This is a genomic window from Mycobacterium sp. E2989 (genome assembly GCF_001667595.1).
GTDB lineage: Bacteria > Actinomycetota > Actinomycetes > Mycobacteriales > Mycobacteriaceae > Mycobacterium.
Genome location: NZ_LZJX01000138.1, coordinates 1 through 21766, shown reverse-complemented (window position 1 = coordinate 21766; position 21766 = coordinate 1). Strand labels below are relative to the sequence as shown.

General features: G+C 70.2%; 3 protein-coding genes. All 3 read left to right on the top strand.

Translation table 11 applies throughout. From position 1 onward, the window contains the following. Window positions 1–23: 23 nt before the first annotated feature. A complete protein-coding gene (locus tag A5680_RS24410; RefSeq protein ID WP_067824117.1) occupies window positions 24–10268 on the top strand; it encodes a non-ribosomal peptide synthetase in 10245 nt (3414 codons plus the stop codon). Next, a complete protein-coding gene (locus A5680_RS24405) occupies window positions 10265–17911 on the top strand; it encodes a non-ribosomal peptide synthetase (protein WP_067824113.1) in 7647 nt (2548 codons plus the stop codon). The genes A5680_RS24410 and A5680_RS24405 overlap by 4 nt, the downstream gene beginning before the upstream one ends. A 416-nt stretch (window positions 17912–18327) precedes the next feature. Then, the coding region (locus A5680_RS24400) for a non-ribosomal peptide synthetase (RefSeq protein ID WP_067824110.1) at window positions 18328–21766 on the top strand (3439 nt) is incomplete at its 3' end.

Here is a 21766-nt window from a genome sequence, read left to right as displayed (position 1 = left end):
CGGGTGGAGCTTTGGGGGAGTCGATGGGAGATGGTGATCGCGCACTTCCGCTGACGCGCGGGCAGCTGGACATCTGGCTTTCGCAGGAAACGGGCTACGTCGGCACGGAGTGGCAACTCGGGCTCTTGGTGAAGATCGAGGGCCCGGTAGACCGTGCGGCCCTCGAGCGCGCCATCACGCAGGCGGTGGCGGAGGCCGAATCCGGCCGGGTGTCGTTCTTCGAGGTGGACGGCCAGGTTGTCCAGAAACCGATCGATTACCCGCACATCGAGCTGACCTTCCACGACCTCACGGCCTCGCCCGACCCCGTGGCGGAAGCCCGCGCGATGTCGTCGTCGATCCAGCGCACCCCGATGGCGTTGAACGGTCAGCTCTTCAAATTCGTGTTATTCCAGACACAGGCCGAAGAGTTTTATTTGTTCGGTTGCTGCCACCACATAGCAATTGATGGATTGGGTATGGCGCTGGTCTGCCGTCGGGTTTCGACCATTTATTCGGCCATGGTGGCCGGAAAGCCCATTCCCGACGCCTATTTCGGATCGACGCAGGATTTGGTGAACCTGGAGGCCGAATACGAAGCGTCCGCCGAGTATCTGGAAGATCAGGAGTATTGGAGCAACAACCTTCCGCCCGAAAGCGGATGGGTCGAGCGGCCCACCGACGGCCCGCGCGGCAAGGACCATTACTCGCCGTCGGCGTCCGTCCAGTTGGACCCCTCCGTCACCACCCGGATCAAGGAACTGTCCAAGAAGCTGGGCATCCGCCGGTTCTCCGTTACCACCGCCGCCTGCGCGCTCCTGGTGCGGGCGTGGTCGGGGAGCGGTTCGGAGGTGGCCCTCGACTTCCCGGTGAGCCGGCGGGTGCGTCCGGAATCGAAGACCCTGCCCGGGATGTTCGCCGGCGTCGTGCCGCTGGTCCTGAGCACGTCCCCCACGTCGACTGTCGCCGATTTCTGCAAGCATGTCGACATCCGGATCCGGGAGTTGTTGCACCATCAGCGATTTCCTGTGCACACCCTCGAAAGCGACGGGCTGAGGCAGGCCGCGACCCGGGTCGGCATCAACTTCATCCCGATGCGGCTGACCCTGGACCTGGCCGGCTCCCCGGCAACGGCCACCTACACCAACCACGGGCCCGTGGGGCATTTCAGTCTGTTCTTCCTCGGCGCGGGCGACCAGCTTTTCCTGTCCACCGCCGGACCGGGCCAGCCGTTCGCGGACTTCGGCGTCGCCGACCTCGCGGCGCGGATGCAGCAGGTGCTGGAGGAGATGACCGCCGACCCGGAGCGGTGGCTGTCCTCGATCGACCTGCTGGCCGCCGACGAGCCGGCCAGGCTGGACGAGTGGAGCAACCGGGCGGCCTTGACCGAGCCGGTGCCCGCGCCGGTGTCGATCCCGGTGGCGTTCGCCGAGCACGTGCAGGCCGCGCCCGACGCACTGGCGGTGACCTGCTCCGCCAAGTCGTTGACCTATGCCGAACTCGACGAGGCGTCCAACCGGCTGGGGCACCTGCTGGCCGGACATGGGGTGGGGCCGGGTGACTGCGTAGCGGTGATGTTCCCCCGCTGCGCCGACGCGGTCGTGGCGATGCTCGCGGTGCTCAAAACCGGAGCGGCCTACGTGCCGATCGACCCGGCGCACTCCGCGGCGCGCATGGAGTTCGTGCTCGAGGACGCGGCGGTGAGCGCCGTGATCACCCTGGCGGATCTGCGTTCGCGGCTCGAGGGGCGTGACCTGCTGGTCGTCGACGTGCACGACCCCGCAGTCGAGACCCAGCCCAACACCGCGCTGCCCGCGCCGGCCGCGGAGAACATCGCCTACATCATCTACACCTCCGGAACCACCGGAACCCCCAAAGGCGTTGCCATTCCTCATCTCAACGTCACCTGGCTGATCGAGTCGCTGGACGCCGGCCTGCCGAAGGGACAGGTGTGGACGCAATGCCACTCCGCGGCCTTCGACTTCTCCGTGTGGGAGATTTTCGGCGCCCTGCTGCGCGGCAGGCGCCTGCTGGTGGTGCCCGAGTCGGTGGCGAGCTCCCCGCAGGACCTGCACGACCTGCTGGTCGCGGAGAAGGTCAGCGTCCTCACCCAGACCCCGTCCTCGGTTGCGATGTTGCCGGCGGACGGGTTGGAGTCCACCGCCCTGGTGGTGGCCGGCGAGGCCTGCCCGGCCGACGTGGTCAACCGGTGGGCGGCGCCCGGGCGGGTGATGCTCGACGCCTACGGCCCGACCGAAACCACGGTGTGCGCGTCGATCAGCAAGCCGCTGACCGCGGGATCCGCCGTGGTGCCGATCGGTTCGCCGATCGCCGGCGCGGCGATGTTCGTGCTGGACAAGTGGTTACAGCCGGTTCCGGCCGGCGTCGTCGGAGAGCTGTACCTGGCGGGCCGCGGCGTCGGGATCGGGTACGTGCGCCGGCCCGGCCTGACGGCCTCCCGCTTCGTCGCCAACCCGTTCGGCGGTCCGGGGGCGCGGATGTACCGCACCGGCGACCTGGTCTGCTGGGGCGAGGACGGGCAGCTGCAGTACTTCGGCCGCTCCGACGAGCAGGTCAAGATCCGTGGCTACCGCATCGAGCTCGGCGAGATCCAATCGGTGCTCAAGGGCCTCGACGGGGTGGACCAGGCGGCCGTGATCGCCCGCGAGGACCGGCCCGGCGACAAGCGCCTGGTGGGGTACATCACCGGGACGGCCGATCCGGCCGCGATCCGGGCCGCGCTGGCCGACCGCCTCCCGCCGTACATGGTGCCGGCCGCGGTGGTGGTGCTGGACGCCCTGCCGTTGACCGGCAACGGCAAGCTCGACCGGCGAGCGCTGCCGGCCCCCGAATACGCCACCGCCGAATACCGCGCTCCCGGCGACGCCGTCGAGGAGCTGCTGGCCGACATCTACGCCCAGGTGCTGGGGCTGGAGCGGGTCGGGGTGGACGCGTCGTTCTTCGACCTGGGTGGCGACAGCATTTTGTCGATGCAGGTGGTGGCCCGGGCCCGCGCGGCCGGCATCCTGTTCCGGCCTCGTGACGTGTTCGTCGAGCAGACGGTTTCCCGGCTGGCCCGGGTGGCCGAGGTGGCCGCCGACGGCGCCGCCGGCGCCGGCGACGACGGCGTCGGGCCGGTCGTCGCGACCCCGATCATGCGGTGGCTTCAGAGCATCGACGGCCCCATCGAGCAGTTCAACCAGACCATGGTGGTGTCGGCCCCGGCCGGGGCGACCGAGGCCGACGTGGTGGTGGTGCTGCAGGCGCTGCTGGACCGGCATGCCGCCCTGCGGCTGCGCGCCGACGACGACGGCGCCGGCGGCTGGTCGCTGCAGGTGCCCGAGGTCGGCTCCGTGGACGCGCGCGGTTGCGTGCATGTCGTCGACGCGTTGTCCGACGAGGCGCTCGCGGAGGCACGGTCGCGGTTGAACCCGGCCGCCGGTGTCATGGTCAGTGCGGCGTGGGCGGAGTCCGCGGGCCAGCTGGCGCTGATCATCCACCACCTGGCCGTCGACGGGGTGTCGTGGCGAATCCTGTTGGAAGACTTCAACATCGCGTGGGCCCAGCACCACAACGGGCAGCCCATCGCTTTGCCGGCGCCCGGGACGTCGTTCGCCCGGTGGTCGTCGCTGCTTCAGGAGTACGCGCAACGTCCCGACGTGGTGGCGCGGGCCGACGAATGGCGGCAGGTGGCGACCACCCCGGCCGCGTTGCCGGCGGTGCAACCCGACGTCGACACGTACGTCAACGCCGGTCAGCTGTCCGTCTCGCTGGACGTGGAGACGACCCGGCTGCTGCTCGGTGAGGTGCCGGCCGCGTTCCACGCCGGCGTGGGCGACATCCTGTTGATCGCTTTCGGGTTGGCGTTCGCCGAATTCCTGGGGACCGGCGCGACTCCGATCGGCATCGACGTGGAGGGTCACGGGCGTCAGGAGGAGCTGGCTGCGCGGGTCGACCTGTCGCGCACGGTGGGCTGGTTCACCACCAAGTACCCGGTGGCATTGAAGGGTGGCCGGCTGAACTGGTCGCAGGTGGTGGCCGGCGAGGCCGCGCTGGGCGCGGTGATCAAGGACGCCAAGGAACAGCTGCGCGCCCTGCCCGACGGCCTGACCTACGGCCTGCTGCGCTACCTCAACGCCGAGGTGGACCTGGACGGGGCCGACCCGGTGATCGGGTTCAATTACCTCGGCCGGCTCGGCGCGGGCGCCGACCTCTCCGAGGACCTGTGGCGCGTCAGCCACGACAGCCTGGCCGTTGCCGCGGTCGCCACCGCGGTGCCCATGCCGTTGGCGCACACCGTCGAACTCAACGCCGGCACCATGGACACCGAGGCCGGCCCGCACCTGCAGGCCAACTGGACCTGGGCCCCGTCGGCGCTCGACCACGAGCGCGTTAATCGCTTGAGCCAGTTGTGGTTTGAGGCTCTGTCCGGAATCTGCGCGCACGTCAAGGCCGGTGGCGGTGGGCTGACCCCGTCCGACATCGCCCCCGCGCATCTGAGTCAGCAGCAGATCGACGACCTGTGCCGGCAAGGCGGCGTCGCCGACGTGCTGCCGCTGACCCCGGTCCAGCAGGGCCTGCTGTTCCACACCGCTTTCGCGCAGGACCTCGACGACCTGTATGCGGTGCAGCTCGGGATCACCGTCAGCGGCGCCCTGGACCCGCAGCGCCTGCGCGCCGCGGTGCACACCGCCGTCAAGCGCCACCCCAACCTGGTCGCCCGCTTCTCCGAAGACTTCGGCGAGCCCGTCCAGGTCATCCCCGCCGAGCCCGAAATGGCTTGGCGCTACGTCGAATTGGACGGCGGCAACGTCGACGAGCAGGTCGAGCGGCTGTGCGCCGAGGAACGCGCCGCGGTGTGCGACCTGGCCGGCCAGCCGTCGTTCCGGGGCGCGCTTATCCGCACGGCGCCCGACCGGCACCGGGTCGTGCTCACCATTCACCACATCGTGGTGGACGGCTGGTCGCTGCCCGTGCTGCTACAGGAAGTCTTCGCCAGCTACTACGGCGAGCGGTTGCCCGCAGCCCCGTCGTACCGCAGTTTCGTCACCTGGCTGACCAGACAGGACCGCGCCGCCGCGCAGGCGGCCTGGGCCCAGGCGCTGGCCGGGTTCGAGACCCCCACCCTGGTCGGCCCGCTCGGACAGATCGGGCGCCGCGGCGTCGCCGCCTTCCATGTGCCCGCCGACACCACCCGCGCGCTGGGCGAGCTGGCGCGCTCGTGCCGCACCACCATCAGCACCGTGCTGCAGGGAGCGTGGACCCAACTGCTGACCTGGCTGACCGGCCAGCATGACGTGGCCTTCGGCACCGCGGTCTCGGGGCGTCCCACCGAACTGCCCGGCGCGGACGCGATGGTGGGCCTGCTGATCAACACCGTTCCCGTGCGGGCCGCCATCACCGCGACGACCACCGTCGCCGACCTGCTCGACCAGCTGCAGCGCCTGCACAACGACACCGTCGACTACGAGCACCTGGCGCTGCCCGAAATCCACCGGGTCACCGGACACGACCAGTTGTTCGACACCCTCTTCCTCTACGAGAACTATCCGATCGACGCGGGCGCGCTGCTGGGCGTCCACGAGCTGGCCGTCACCGACTTCAGCAGCCGGGAGTACAACCACTACCCGCTGTCCGTGGTGGCCTCCCCGGGTCACGAATTGAGCCTGCGCGTCGAGTTCGACACCGAGGTGTTCAACCCCGCCGCGATCGAGACGCTGATCGACCGGCTGCAGCAGGTCATGGTGGCCATGACCGCCGATCCCTCCCGGCGGCTGTCCGCGATCGACCTGCTCGACGCCAACGAGCACACCCGGCTGGACGACTGGGGCAACCGGCCGGTGCTGGCCGAGCCGGCACCCAAGTTGGCGTCCATCCCGGAGCTGTTCGCCGCGCAAGCGGCCCGCGCGCCCGAGGCGATGGCCATCACCGACGGTGACCGGTCCTGGACGTACGGCGAGGTCGAGGAAGCGGCGAACCGCTTGGCCCACCTCTTGGTGAGCCGGGGTGCCGGCCCAGGGGAGCGCGTCGCGGTGCTGTTCCCCAGGACTGCCGAGGCCGTCGTGGCCATCCTGGCGGTGCTCAAGACCGGGGCGGCCTACCTGCCCGTCGACCCGACGGTGCCGGCGGCGCGCATCGACTTCGTGCTCGGCGACGCGGCGCCGATCGCCGCCGTCACCACCGCGGAGGTGCGGTCACGGCTCGACGGACAAAACCTGGACGTCATCGAGTTCGACGATCCCGCCGTCGCCTCCCAGTCCACCGACGGGCTGCCCGCGCCTTCCCCGGACAACATCGCCTACATCATCTATACGTCCGGGACCACCGGCACCCCCAAGGGCGTGGCGGTGCCGCACCGCAACGTGACTCAGCTGCTGGAATCCTTGGACGCGCAGCTGGCGCTGGGGCAGGTGTGGACGCAGTGCCACTCGCTGGCCTTCGACTTCTCGGTGTGGGAGATCTTCGGGTCGCTGTTGTACGGCGGCCGGCTGGTGATCGTTCCCGATGCGGTGGTCCGCTCGCCCGAAGAGCTGCACGCGATGCTGGTCCGGGAACAGGTCAGCGTGCTGAGTCAGACGCCGTCGGCGTTTTATGCGTTGCAGACCGCCGATTCGTTGGCGCCGGAGCTGGGCCAGCAGCTGAAGTTGCAGACGGTGGTGTTCGGCGGGGAGGCCCTCGAGCCGCACCGGTTGGGCAAGTGGCTGCACCATCATCCGGGGTTGCCGCGGTTGATCAATATGTATGGGATCACCGAGACCACGGTGCACGCCTCGTTCCGCGAGATCGTCGATGGGGATGTCGACAGCAATGCCAGCCCGATCGGCGTCCCGCTGGCCCACCTGGGCTTCTTCGTGCTGGACGGGTGGCTGCGGCCCGTGCCCGAGGGCGTGGTCGGCGAGTTGTACGTGGCCGGCCGAGGCCTGGCGCACGGATATGTGGGCCGGTCCGGCCTGTCCGCTACGCGGTTTGTGGCGTGCCCGTTCGGCGGGTCGGGCGCGCGGATGTATCGGACCGGGGATTTGGTGCGCTGGGGTGCCGATGGCCAGTTGCAGTACATGGGCCGCGCCGACGAACAGGTCAAGATCCGCGGCTACCGCATCGAACTCGGCGAGGTCCACGCGGCCCTGGCCGCGCTCGACGGCGTCAACGAAGCGGCGGTGATCGCCCGCGAGGATCGCCCCGGCGACAAGCGGCTGGTCGGCTACATCACGGGGACCGCCGATCCGGCCGAGATCCGCGAGCGGCTCGGCGAGCGGCTGCCGACCTACATGGTGCCCACCGCCGTGGTGGTGCTCGAGGCGCTGCCGTTGACCGTCAACGGCAAGCTCGACACCCGCGCCCTGCCCGCGCCCGAATATCAAGACGCCGATCACTACCGCGCGCCGAGCACGGCCGTCGAGGAGATCCTGGCCGGCATCTACGCCCAGGTGCTCGGGGTGGACCGCGTCGGCGTCGACGACTCCTTCTTCGACCTCGGCGGCGACAGCATCCTGTCCATGCAGGTCGTCGCGCGCGCCCGGGCGGCGGGCGTGGTGTGCCGCCCGCGCGACATCTTCGTCGAGCAGACGGTGGCTCGGCTGGCCCGGGTGGCCGGGGTGGCCACCGACGACGACGTGGTCGACGAGGGCATCGGCCCGGTGGTCGCGACCCCGATCATGCGCTGGCTGCAAAGCGTCGACGGCCCGGTCGAACAGTTCAACCAGACCATGGTCGTGCAGGCCCCGGCCGGGGTGAGCGAGGCCGACGTCGTGGTGGTCCTGCAGGCTTTGCTGGATCGGCACGCGATGCTCCGGTTGCGCATCGACGACGACGGCGCGGGGGACTGGTCGCTGCGCGTGCCGGAGGTCGGCGTGGTCGACGCCGGCGGGTGCGTGCACACCGTCGAGACGCTGTCGCACGCGGCGCTGGAAGCGGCGCGCTCGCAGCTGAACCCGGCCAGCGGCGCGATGCTGCGCGCGGTCTGGGTGCCCTCGACGGGTCAGCTGGCGTTGATCATTCACCACCTGGCCGTCGACGGGGTTTCCTGGCGAATCCTGTTGGAAGACTTGAACATTGCCTGGGCCCAGCATCACAGCGGGCAGCAGGTGGCGTTGCCGGTGGGCGGCATGTCGTTCGCGCGGTGGTCGTCGCTGCTGGCGGAGCACGCGCGCAGGCCGGAGGTCGTCGACCAGGCCGAGGCGTGGCGCCAGATCGCGTCGACCCCGGCGCCCTTGCCGGCGGCGCGCGGCGACATCGACACCTTCGTCAGCGCGGGACAGCTGTCCGTATCGCTGGACGCCGACACCACCCGATTGTTGCTGGGCGAGGTGCCCGCGGCGTTCCACGCCGGGGTCCAGGACATCCTGCTGATCGCGTTCGGGCTGGCGTGGGCGCAGTTCGTGGGCACCGGTGCGCCGATCGGCATCGACGTCGAGGGCCACGGCCGGCACGAGGAACTGGGCCCGCACGTGGACCTGTCCCGCACGGTCGGCTGGTTCACCACCAAGTACCCGGTCGCGTTGAAGGTCGGCGGGCTGTCCTGGGGACAGGTCATCGCCGGTGAGGCCGAGCTCGGCGCGCTGATCAAGGACGCCAAGGAACAGCTGCGCGCGCTGCCGGACACGCTGACCTACGGGCTGCTGCGCTACCTCAATCCCGACGTGGACATGGACGGGTCGGACCCGGTGATCGGGTTCAACTACCTGGGACGGCTGGGCGGCGCGGGCGACCTGTCCAGCGACTTGTGGCGGCTCGACCAGGACAGCCTGGCGTCGGCCGGCGCGGCGACGGCGGTGCCCATGCCGCTGCCGCACACCGTCGAGCTCAACGCCGCGACCCTGGACACCGCGGCCGGTCCGCTGCTGCAGGCCAACTGGACGTGGGCGCGGTCGGCGCTGGACGAGGTGCAGGTCGGGCGGCTCAGCGAGCTGTGGTTCGACGCCCTGAGCGGCATCTGCAGCCACGTCCGCAGCGGCGGCGGCGGCCTGACGCCCTCGGACCTGGCGCCCGCCCGGTTGACCCAGGCCGACATCGACGAGCTGTGCCAGCGCTACCCGATCGCCGACGTGTTGCCGTTGACCCCGCTGCAGCAGGGCCTCCTGTTCCACACCGGCAGCGCGCAGGGCAGCGACGACCTCTACGCCGTCCAGCTCGACATCAGCGTCAGCGGTGCGCTCGACCCGCACCGGTTGCGCGACGCCGTGCACACCATGCTCAAGCGGCACCCGAACGTGGTGGCGCACTTCCTGGAGGAGTTCGGCGAGCCCGTGCAGGTCCTCTCCGCCGAGCCGGCGCTGGCCTGGCACTACGTCGAACTCGACGCCGAAGACCTCGAACCCGAGGAGCAGATCCAGCAGCTGTGCGCCAGCGAACGCGCCGCGGTGTGCGACCTGGCGGAGCGCCCGCCGTTCCGGGCCACGTTGATCCGCACCGCCGACAACCGGCACCGGTTCGTGCTGACCAACCACCACATCGTGCTCGACGGCTGGTCGAAGCCGCTCCTGCTGCAGGAGATCTTCGCCGCCTACTACGGCGTGCAGCTGCCCGCCCCGGTGCCGTACCGCAAGTTCGTCGCCTGGCTGGCCGCGCAGGACCGCGGCGCCGCCCAGGCGGCCTGGAAGCGGGTGCTCGCAGGGTTCGACACCCCGACCCTGGTCGGCCCGCCCGGCCGGATGAGCCTCGGGCCGCGGACCGTTTCCTCCTTCCAGGTGTCGGCGGAGACCTCCCGGGCGCTGGGCGAACTGGCCCGGTCGTGCCACACCACCGTCAGCACAGTGCTGCAGGCCGCCTGGGCGCAGCTGCTGATGTGGCTGACCGGCCAGCACGACGTGACCTTCGGGACGGCGGTCTCGGGCCGCCCGACCGACCTGGCGGGCGCGGACCAGATGGTGGGCCTGCTGATCAACACGGTGCCGGTGCGGGCGACGATCGGCGCGGAAACCACGATCGCCGACCTGCTAAATCAGCTGCAGAGCGCCTACAACGACACGCTCGAGCACCAGCATTTGGCGCTCAACGAGATCCATCGTGTAACGGGACACGACCAATTATTCGACACCATGTTCGTGTATGAGAACTATCCGATCGACACCGCCGCGCTGTCGGCTGTCGATGAACTGGCGATCGATGGCTTCACCAACCGCGAATACAACCATTACCCGCTCTCTGTCCAGGCCGTTCCAGGTCACGAAATAGCTCTTCGCGTCGAATTCGATACAGAAGTCTTCGAGACGGGCAGAATCGAGAGGTTGATCGAGCGGTTCCGGCGGGTGCTGGAAGCCATGACCGCAGATGTGGAGGAGCAGTCATGACCGTCGGTGCAGGGCGGCGATTGTTGTCGATCGACTTGCTGGATGGCGGCGAGCACGACCGCCTCGACGAGTGGGGCAACCGGGCGGTATTGACCGCACCGGCCGCGGGGGCGGTGTCGATTACGGCGTTGTTCGGCAAGCAGGTCGCGCGTGTTCCCGAGGCTCCGGCGCTGACCTTCGAGGGTCGCTCGTTGACCTACTCCGAACTCGACGAGGCCGCGAACCGGCTGGCGCACCTGCTGGCCGATCACGGCGCGGGTCCGGGTGCGTGCGTGGCGCTGCTGCTGTCGCGGTCGGCCGAGGCGATCGTGTCCATCCTTGCGGTGCTCAAGACCGGGGCGGCCTATCTGCCGATCGACCCGGCGGTCCCGGCCGCGCGGATGGAGTTCATGCTCGGCGACGCGGCGCCGGTCGCGGCGGTCACCACGGCCGAGTTGCGCTCGCGGCTGGACGGATTCGACTTGCTGGTCGTCGACGTCGACGACCCGGCGGTGCAGGAACAGCCGAGCTCGGGGCTCCCGGGACCGGCGCCCGAGGACATCGCCTACACGATCTACACCTCGGGCACCACCGGAACCCCGAAGGGCGTGGCCGTCACCCACCAGAACGTCACCCAGTTGCTGAAGGCGCTGCCCGCCGACCTGCCCAAGGCCGGCGTCTGGTCGCAGTGGCACTCGCTGGTCTTCGACGTGTCGGTGTGGGAGATCTGGGGTCCGCTGCTGCATGGCGGCCGGCTGGTCGTGGTGCCCGAGTCGGTGGCCGGCTCGCCCGACGACCTGCACGCGCTGCTGGTCGCGGAGAAGGTCACCGTGTTGTGCCAGACCCCGTCGGCGGTGGGCATGCTGTCGCCGGACGGCTTGGACTCCACCGCGCTGATCGTGGCGGGCGAGGCCTGCCCGTCCGAGGTGGTCGACCGGTGGGCGCCGCGTCGGGTGATGATCAACGCCTACGGCCCCACCGAGGGCACGGTGTACGCGTCGATGAGCGCGCCGCTGAAGCCGGAGTCGGGGGCGCCGCCGATCGGCTCGCCCGTGCCGGGGGCTGCGCTGTTCGTGCTCGACAAGTGGCTGCGTCCCGCGCCGGAGGGCGTCGTCGGTGAGCTCTACATCGCCGGTCGCGGTGTCGCGACGGGCTACGTGCGCCGGCCCGGGCTGACGGCCTCGCGGTTCGTCGCCTGCCCGTTCGGCGCGCCGGGCGCGCGGATGTACCGCACCGGCGACCTGGTGCGCTGGGGCGCCGACGGCGAGCTGCAGTACCTCGGCCGCGCCGACGAACAGGTCAAGATCCGCGGCTACCGCATCGAGCTCGGCGAAATCCAGACGGCCCTCGCGGGGCTGGACGGCGTGGAGCAGGCGGCCGTCATCGCCCGCGAGGACCGGCCCGGCGACAAGCGCCTGGTCGGCTACATCACCGGGACCGCGGACCCGGCCGAGATCCGCGCCCGGCTCGGCGAGCGGCTGCCCTCGTACATGGTGCCCGCCGCCGTCGTGGTGCTGGACGCGCTGCCGCTGACCGTCAACGGCAAGCTGGACAAGCGTGCGCTGCCCGCGCCCGAGTACCACAAGACGAGCGGTGAATACCGCGCGCCCACCACGGCCGTCGAAGAGACGCTGACCGCCATCTACGCCCAGGTCCTCGGCCTGGAGCGGGTCGGTGTCGACGACTCCTTCTTCGACCTGGGCGGCGACAGCATCCTGTCCATGCAGGTCGTCGCCCGCGCCCGCGCGGCCGGCGTGGTGTGCCGCCCGCGCGACGTGTTCGTCGAGCAGACGGTGGCCCGGCTGGCCCGGGTGGCCGGCGTGGCCTCCGACGACGACGTCGTCGACGAGGGCCTCGGCCCGGTGGCCGCGACGCCGATCATGCGTTGGCTGCAGCAGGTCGACGGCCCGACCGACCAGTTCAACCAGACGATGGTGGTGCAGGCCCCCGCGGGCGTCACGCGCGACGACGTGCTGGTGGTGCTGCAGTCGCTGCTGGACCGCCACGCCACGCTGCGGCTGCGCGTCGACGACGACGGCGCCGGCGGCTGGAAGATGCACGTCCCCGAGGTCGGCGCGGTCGAGGCCGCCACCTGCGTGCACACCGTCGACGCGCTGTCCGACGCGGCGCTGGTGGCGGCGCGCTCGCAGCTGAACCCCGCCGCGGGGACCATGCTCCGCGCCGTCTGGGCGGAATCCACCGCCCAGCTGGCGTTGATCATCCACCACCTGGCCGTCGACGGCGTGTCGTGGCGGATCCTGTTGGAAGACCTGAACATCGCGTGGGCTCAACACCACGGCGGGCAGCCGGTGGCGCTGCCGACGGGCGGGACATCGTTCGCCAGGTGGACGGCGATGCTCGAGGAGCACGCCCAGCGCCCCGAGGTGGTCGCCCAGGCCGAGGCCTGGCGGAAGGTCGCGTCGACCCCGGCGTTGTTGCCGGCGGTGCGCCCCGACGTCGACACCTACGAGACGGCCAAGCAGCTGTCGGTGTCGCTGGACGTGGAGACCACCCGGTCGCTGCTGGGCGAGGTGCCCGCGGCGTTCCACGCCGGCGTGCAGGACATCCTGTTGATCGCGTTCGGGCTGGCGTGGGCGCGGTTCGTCGGCACCGGCGCCCCGATCGGCATCGACGTCGAGGGCCACGGCCGCCACGAGGAGCTGGGCCCGCACGTGGACCTGTCCCGCACCGTGGGCTGGTTCACCACCAAGTACCCGGTCGCGCTGACCGTCGGCGAGCTGGACTGGGAGCAGGTGATGGCCGGCGACCGGGCGCTGGGGGCGCTGGTCAAGAAGGCCAAGGAGCAACTGCGTGCCCTGCCCGACCCGCTGACCTACGGGCTGCTGCGCTACGTCAACACCGACGTCGACCTGGACGGGTCGGACCCGGTCATCGGCTTCAACTACCTGGGACGACTGGGCGCGGCCGCGGATCTGCCCGGCGAGATGTGGCGGATCAGCCAGGACAGCCTGTCGTTCACCGGCGCGGCCAGCGCCGCGCTGCCGATGCCGTTGATGCACACCGTCGACCTCAACGCCGGGACCATGGACACCGAGGCCGGCCCACACCTGCAGGCCAACTGGACGTGGGCGCCCTCGGCGCTGGACCACGAGCAGGTCAGCCGGCTGAGCCAGTTGTGGTTCGAGGCGCTGGCCGGCATCTGCGCACACGTGCGCAGCGGCGGCGGCGGGCTCACCCCGTCGGACATCGCGCCCGCGCGGCTCACCCAGCAGCAGCTCGAGGACCTGTGCCAGCAGTACGCGGTCGCCGACGTGTTGCCGTTGACCCCGCTGCAGCAGGGGCTGCTCTTCCACGCCAGCTTCGCGCACGACCTCGGCGACGACGTGTACGCGGTGCAGCTCGGCATCACCGTGACCGGCGCCCTCGACGCGCACCGGTTGCGCGAGGCCGTCCACACCGTCGTCAACCGGCACCCGAACCTGGCGGCCCGGTTCTGCCCGCAGTTCGGCGAGCCCGTGCAGGTCATCCCGGCCGACCCGGTGATGGCGTGGCGCTACATCCAGCTGGGCGCGGACGACCTGGATCCCGACGAGAAGATCGAACAGCTCTGCGCCGCCGAGCGCGCGGCGGTCAGCGACCTCGCCAACCGGCCGGCCTTCCGCGCCGCGTTGATCCGGACCGCCGACAACCGGCACCGGTTCGTGCTGACCAACCACCACATCGTGATGGACGGCTGGTCGCTGCCGATCATGCTGCGCGAGATCCTGACCAGCTACTACGGCGAGCGGTTGCCCGCACCGGCGACGTACCGCAGCTACCTGACCTGGCTCGCCGCCCAGGACCGCACGGCCGCCCGCGCCGCGTGGGCCGAGGTGCTGGCCGGCTTCGAGGAGCCCACCCTGGTCGGTCCGCCGGCGCGGTTGGGCCTCGGGCGGCGGGGCGTCGAGTCCTACCGGCTACCCGCGGAAACCACCCGGGCGCTGGGCGAGCTCGCCCGCACCTGCCACACCACGATCAACACCGTGTTGCAGGGCGCCTGGGCGCAGCTGCTGATGTGGCTGACCGGCCAGCACGACGTGGCCTTCGGCACCGCGGTCTCCGGCCGCCCGGCCGATCTGGTCGGCGCCGAATCGATGGTGGGCCTGTTGATCAACACGGTCCCGGTGCGCGCCAACATCACCGCGGCAACCACCGTGGTCGAACTGCTGCAGCAGCTGCAGAGCGCCCACAACAACACGATCGAGCACGAGCACCTGGCGCTGAACGAGATTCACCGCGTCACGGGGCACGACCAGCTGTTCGACACGCTGTTCCTGTACGAGAACTACCCGATCGACACCAGCGTGCCGTTGGGCTTCCACGAGCTCGCGATCACCGACGTCACCAACCGCGAGTACAACCACTACCCGCTGTCGGTGATGGCGCTCCCCGGCCGCGAACTGGGTCTGCGCGTCGAGTTCGACACCAGCGTGTTCGACACGGCGGGCATCGAGTCGCTGATCGAGCGGTTCCAGCGGGTGCTGGCGGCGATGACCGCCGACTCCAGCAAGCGGCTGTCCGCGATGGACGTCCTGGACGTCGACGAGCGCGGCCGACTGGACGCGTGGGGCAACCGGTCGGTGCTGACCGCGCCGGTTGGCGCGACGGCGTCGATTACGGCCCTGTTCGCCAAGCAGGTGGCCCGCACGCCGCATGCGGTGGCGCTGACGTTCGAGGGTCGCTCGATGACCTATCGGGAACTCGACGAGGCCGCGAACCGGCTGGCGCACCTGCTCGCCGAGCATGGCGCCCGCCCGGGTGAAAGCGTGGCGCTGCTGTTCTCCCGTTCGGCCGACGCGATCGTGTCCATCCTGGCGGTGCTCAAGACCGGGGCGGCCTACCTGCCGATCGATCCGGCGGTTCCCGCGGCGCGGATCGAGTTCGTCCTCGGCGACGCGGCGCCGGTCGCCGCGGTCACGACCGCCGAGTTGCGGTCGCGGCTGGACGGCTCCGACGTGGTGGTCGTCGATGTCAACGACGCGTCGGTGGCGGAGCGGCCCGCAACCGCGTTGCCCGGACCGTCGTCCGACGACGTCGCCTACCTGATCTACACGTCGGGCACCACGGGTGTGCCGAAGGGCGTGGCGGTGACGCACCACAACGCCACCCAGCTGCTGGAGAAGCTGCACGCCGACATCCCGGACCCGGGCGTGTGGGCGCAGTGGCACTCGTTGGTCTTCGACGTCTCGGTGCACGAGATCTTCGGCGCGCTGCTGCACGGCGGCCGGCTGGTCGTGGTGCCCGAATCGGTCGCCGGTTCGCCGAAGGACCTGCACGCGTTGCTGGTCGAGGAGAACGTGACCGTGCTCAGCCAGACCCCGTCGGCGGTGGGGATGCTCTCACCGGAGGGGCTGGAGTCGACGGCCCTGGTGGTGGCCGGTGAGGCCTGCCCGCCCGAGGTGGTGGATCGGTGGGCGCCCGGCCGGGTGATGATCAACGCCTACGGCCCGACCGAGGGCACGGTTTACGCGGCGATGAGCGCGCCCCTGGGCGCGGACAGCGGAGCGCCGATCGGCGCCCCGGTGCCCGGGGCGGCCCTGTTCGTTCTGGACAAGTGGCTGCGGCCGGCGCCGGAGGGCGTCGTCGGAGAGCTGTACATCGCCGGTCGCGGCGTGGCGATGGGCTACGCGCGCCGGGCCGGTCTGACGGCCTCGCGCTTCGTCGCCTGCCCGTTCGGGGCGCCGGGGGCGCGGATGTACCGCACCGGGGACCTGGTCCGCTGGGGCGCCGACGGGCAGCTCCAATACCTGGGTCGCGTCGACGAACAGGTCAAGATCCGCGGCTACCGCATCGAGCTCGGCGAGATCCAGGCGGCGCTGGCCGGCCTGGACGGGGTCGAGCAGGCGGCGGTGATCGCCCGGGAGGACCGGCCCGGTGACAAGCGGCTGGTGGGCTACATCACCGGGACCGCGGACCCGGCCACGATCCGCACCCAGCTGGGCGAGCGGCTGCCGGCCTACATGGTGCCGGTCGCGGTGGTCGTGCTGGACGCGCTGCCGTTGACCGTCAACGGCAAGCTCGACAAGCGCGCCCTGCCTGCCCCCGAGTACCAGAAGACCGGTGGCGTGTACCGTCCGCCGGCCACGCCGGTGGAGGAGACGCTGGCCGACATCTACGCCGGAGTCCTCGGCTTGCAGCGGGTCTCGGTCGAAGACTCCTTCTTCGACCTGGGCGGCGATTCGCTGTCCGCGATGCGGGTGATCGCGGAGATCAACACCGCCCTCGACACCAACCTCTCGGTGCGCACCCTGTTCGAGGCGCCGTCGGTGCGACGCCTCGGCCAGCAGGCCGAACGCGACGCCGGCAGCGAGGACGAAGCCGAGGGCGGCGGAGCCACCTTCGCGTCCGTCCACGGTCGCGACGCCACCCAGGTGTACGCGAGCGATCTGAAGCTGGACAAGTTCATCGACGCGGAGACGTTGAACGCCGCGCCGGCGCTGCCGGGCCCGAGCTCGGAGGTGCGGACCGTCCTGCTGACCGGGGCGACGGGCTTCTTGGGTCGGTACTTGGCGTTGCAGTGGCTCGAGCAGCTGGAGCTGGTGGACGGCAAGCTGATCTGCCTGGTGCGGGCCGGCTCCGACGAGGAGGCCCGCCAGCGGCTGGAGAAGACGTTCGACAGCGGCGACCCGCGGTTGTTGCGGTACTTCCAGGAGCTGGCCGCCGACCACCTGGAGGTCATCGCCGGTGACAAGGGCCAGGCCAACCTGGGGCTGGACGAGCAGACGTGGCAGCGGCTGGCGGACACGGTCGACCTGATCGTCGACTCGGCGGCCCTGGTCAACGGTGTGCTGCCGTACAGCGAACTGTTCGGGCCGAACGTCGCGGGTACCGCCGAGCTGATCCGGGTGGCGCTGACCACCAAGATGAAGCCGTTCGCGTATGTGTCGACCTCCGATGTCGGCCGCCAGATCGACCCGGCGGCGTTCACCGAGGACGCCGACATCCGGGTCATCAGCCCGATCCGAAAGATCGACGGCAGTTACGCCAACGGCTACGGCAACAGCAAGTGGGCCGGCGAGGTGTTGCTGCGCGAGGCCAACGACCTGTGCGGGCTGCCGGTCTCGGTGTTCCGGTCCGACATGATCCTGTCCGACACCAGCTACGCCGGGCAGTTCAACCTGTCGGACATGTTCACCCGCATGGTGTTGAGCCTGGTGGCGACCGGCATCGCGCCGCGTTCGTTCTACCAGCTGGACGCCGACGGTAACCGGCAGCGCGCGCACTTCGACGCGCTCCCGGTGGAGTTCGTCGCCGAGGCGGTCACCACGCTCGGCAGCCAGGTGGTCGAGGGGTTCGAGACCTATCACGTGATGAACCCGCACGACGACGGCATCGGCATCGACGAGTATGTCGACTGGCTCATCGAGGCCGGTTACCCGATCGAGCGGATCGACGATTTCAGCGAATGGTTGCAGCGGTTCGAGGCCGCGCTGCGCGACCTGCCGGAGCGGCAGCGCAAGCACTCGGTCCTGCAGATGTTGCAGGTACCCGGCTACAACCAGTTGCAGGCGCCCGAGCCGGCCAACGGGTCCTTCGCCCCGACCGACCGGTTCCGCGCCGCCGTGCAGGAAGCCAAGGTCGGTGTCGAGAGCGACATCCCGCACATCACGCCGGCCGTGATCGTCAAATACGTCACCGACCTGCAGTTGCTCGGCCTGCTATAACCTTCACACTCGGTTCGGGACGGTCCGCATGGACCGTCCCGAACCGCATGCCCGGTTTCGGGGGCTGAAACATCCTTCTCGTATGTTTTGACCCTTGTTACAGGATTGCTGTTAAGCGGCGAGGACTTTTTCGAAACCCCTAGCGCACGTACCTGCGCTCGATTAATCTTTCGGATTGTTGCACTTATGTTGACTAAGTTGGTGGAGAAACTGTGTGCGTCGGACCGTTCGATGAGGACATCCGGGGCTCCCTCCTAGTCGGCGACGGGCGGCAACCGGGGCGAGGATCCGCACGCGGACTGCGATGCGTGCGTGCGCCCCAGCACGCGGAACCGAACGGGCATTGCGGAGGGTTCGGTCGAGCGGCAGCAGTCAACCGGGGGTTTGAACGGTGAACCTCACGGTTGGGAAGTTGGATGCAGCTTGGTGAGCAAGCACTTCCGCTTACTCGCGGCCAACTAGACATCTGGCTGGCGCAGGAGACGGGCCACTCCGGCACGGAGTGGCAGATCGGCCTCTTCGTCAGGATCGACGGCCGGGTTCAACGTGACGCCCTGAAGTGGGCGATCCGCCAAGCGGTCCAGGAAGCCGAACCGACCAGGGTCTCGTTCGTCGAAAGCGACGGGCAGGTCTTCCAACGGGCCATCGACTACCCCGACGTCGAACTGGCCTTCCACGACCTGAGTGGATCCCGGGACGCCGTCGGGGAAGCCCGGCGGATGGCGCTTTCGATTCAACGGACGCCCATGCCGTTCGACGGCCCGCTGTTCAGGTTCGCGCTCTTTCAGACCCGTGCCGACGAATTCCACCTGTTCGCCTGCTGCCACCACATCATCATCGACGGAACCGGCGTCGCGCTCGTCGGTCACCGCATCGCCTCCATCTACTCGGCCATCGTCTCCGCCGCCCCCATCCCGCCTGCGGTGTTCGGCTCGCTGCGGGACCTGGTCGACTGCGAGTCGAAGTACGAAGCCTCGGCCGACTACCGCGGCGACGAGGCCTACTGGGCCCGCAACCTGCCGGCGAACGACCCGGGGCCGCAGCGGGCGCCGCGCGAGCGCGACCCCTGGCCGTCCGCACCGGTGGCCTTGAACCCCGGCGTCCTTCGCCGGGTCAACAAGCTGTCCCAGGTGTGGGGCGTTTCGCAGACATCGCTGATCACCGCGGCGTGCGGGCTGCTGGTGCGGGGCTTTCGCGGTGACGGCTCCGAGGTCGTCCTCGACTTCCCGGTCAACCGCCGGGTGCGCCCCGAATCGAAAACGCTGCCGGGAATGGTCGCCGGCGTGGTGCCGCTCGTCTTGCGAATCTCGCCGGAGCTCACCGTCGCCGAGTTCTGCCGGCAGGTCGACGCACGGATCAGGGAAGCCGTTGCACACCAACGTTTTCCGGTGCAAGCGCTGGAGCGCAGGATGCGCGGCCCGGGCGGGCCACCCGAACGGGTGAGCGTCAACTTCATCCCGTCCGCGTTCACCCTGCCCTTCGGCGGTGTCACCGCCTCGGCGTCGTACACCAACTCCGGCCAGGCAACCGGTTTCGGGTTGATCTTCTCCACCGACGGTGACCAGCTGTTCCTCAGCACGGCCGGCGCGTGGGAGCCATTCTCCACCTTCGACGCCGCCGACCTGGCGCGACGTTTGGAACGGGTGTTGGTGGCGTTGACCGCGGACACGACGCGGCGGTTGCTGTCCATCGACGTGGTCGAAGAGTCGGAGCGGGTGTGCGTGGCCGGCTGGGGTAACTGGGCGGCCATGGATCGGCGCGCGCTCCCGGAACGGTCCATTCCGCAGCTGTTCGGCGTGCAGGTGGAGCGGGTTCCGGGGGAGGTGGCGATCGCATGCGAGGGCCGCTCGTGGTCCTACCGACAGGTCGATGAGGCGTCGAATCGGTTGGCGCGGTTGCTGATCGGGTGCGGTGTGGGTCGCGGGGACCGCGTCGGGCTGCTCGCCGAGCGCTCCGGAGAGGCGGTGATCGCGCTGCTGGGGGTGTTGAAGGCGGGCGCGGCCTACCTGCCGATTGACGTCGGGTTGCCCGTCGGGCGGGTGGAGTTCATGCTACGCGACGCTTCGCCGGTGGCGGTGATCGTCGGTCCGGGGTTGCGGCCGCGGCTGGGTGGATTCGACGGCGCGGTGGTGACCCTTGACGACCCGGCGATCCCGGTGCAGTCGTGTGCGGGGCTGGTGGGCCCGGACGCCGACGACGTGGCGCACGTGATCTACACGTCGGGAACCACGGGGGTGCCCAAGGGCGTGGCGGTCACGCATCGCAACGTGGCGCAACTGTTCGAGGCGCTGGCCGGCGGCGGCTTGCTGGGGCCGGGACAGGTGTGGAGTCAATGCCACTCGCTGGCATTCGACTTCTCGGTGTGGGAGATCTGGGGCGCGTTGTTGCACGGGGGCCGGTTGGTGGTGGCACCCGATGGGGTCGCGCGGTGCGGCGATGACTTGCGGGCGTTGGTGATTCGCGAGCGGGTGAGCGTGCTCACCCAGACGCCGTCCGCGGTCGGGGTGCTGTCGCCACAGGGCGTCGGCGCGGCCCTGGTGGTGGGGGCCGAGCCGTGTCCGGCGCAGGTGGTGGATCGGTGGGCGCCCGGCCGGCTGATGGTCAACGTGTACGGGCCGACCGAGACCACGATGTGGGTGTCGAAGAGCGCGCCGTTGGTGGCCGGTTCGGGATCGCCGGCGATCGGGTCGCCGGTGGCCGGGGCGGCGTTGTTCGTGCTGGACGGGTGGCTGCGGCCGGTGCCGGCCGGCGTGGTCGGCGAGCTGTACGTTGCGGGGGCCGGGGTCGGCGTCGGGTATCTCGGCCGGGCGGGGCTGACCGCGTCGCGGTTCGTGGCGTGTCCGTTCGGCGGGACGGGCGCGCGGATGTATCGCACCGGGGATCTGGTGTGGTGGGGTCCCGACGGCCAGTTGCGGTACGCGGGGCGGACCGACGAGCAGGTCAAGGTTCGCGGCTACCGGATCGAGCTGGGTGAAATCCAAAGCGCGCTAACGGGTTTGTCGGGCGTGGAGCAGGCGGCGGTGATCGCCCGGGAGGACCCCGGCGGGGACAAACGGCTGGTCGCCTACGTCACCGGCAGCGCCGACGCCGGTGTGGTGCGCGCCCAACTCGCCGAGCGGTTGCCGGGCTACATGATCCCGGCCGCGATCGTCCCGCTGGCCGCGCTGCCGCTGACCCTCAACGGCAAGCTCGACACGCAGGCCCTGCCCGCGCCCGACTACCCCGGTCAGGGCTACCGCGCCCCCACCAATGCCGTCGAGGAGATCCTCGCCGGCGTGTACGCGCAGGTTCTCGGCCTCGGCCGGGTCGGTGTCGATGACTCCTTCTTCGATTTGGGCGGGGATTCCCTGTCGGCGATGCGTCTGGTCGCCGCGGTGAATACCAGCCTGGATAGCACCCTTTCGGTGCGTGCGCTGTTCGAGGCGCCGACGATCCGCCAACTGGCGCCCCGGCTCGACGAGGGCGAGGGACGGCTGGCGCGGGTGGTGCCCGGCCCCCGGCCCGCGGTGGTGCCGTTGTCGTTCGCCCAGAGCCGGTTGTGGTTCCTCGATCAGCTGCACGGTTCTTCGCCGGTGCACAACATGGCGGTCGCACTGCGCCTGAGCGGACGGCTGGACGCCGAGGTGCTGGGGGCCGCGCTGGCCGACGTGGTGGCCCGGCATGAAAGCCTGCGCACGATCTTCGTCGCGCCCGAGGGGAACGCCCGGCAAGTGGTTGTCCCCGTCGGGCAGGGTGATTTCGGTTGGCAGATCGTCGATGCGGTTGGGTGGCCGGACGACCGGTTGGCGGAGGCGGTTGAGTCGGCGGCGTGTTATTCGTTTGATTTGGCTGTGGAGATTCCGTTGCGGGCGACGG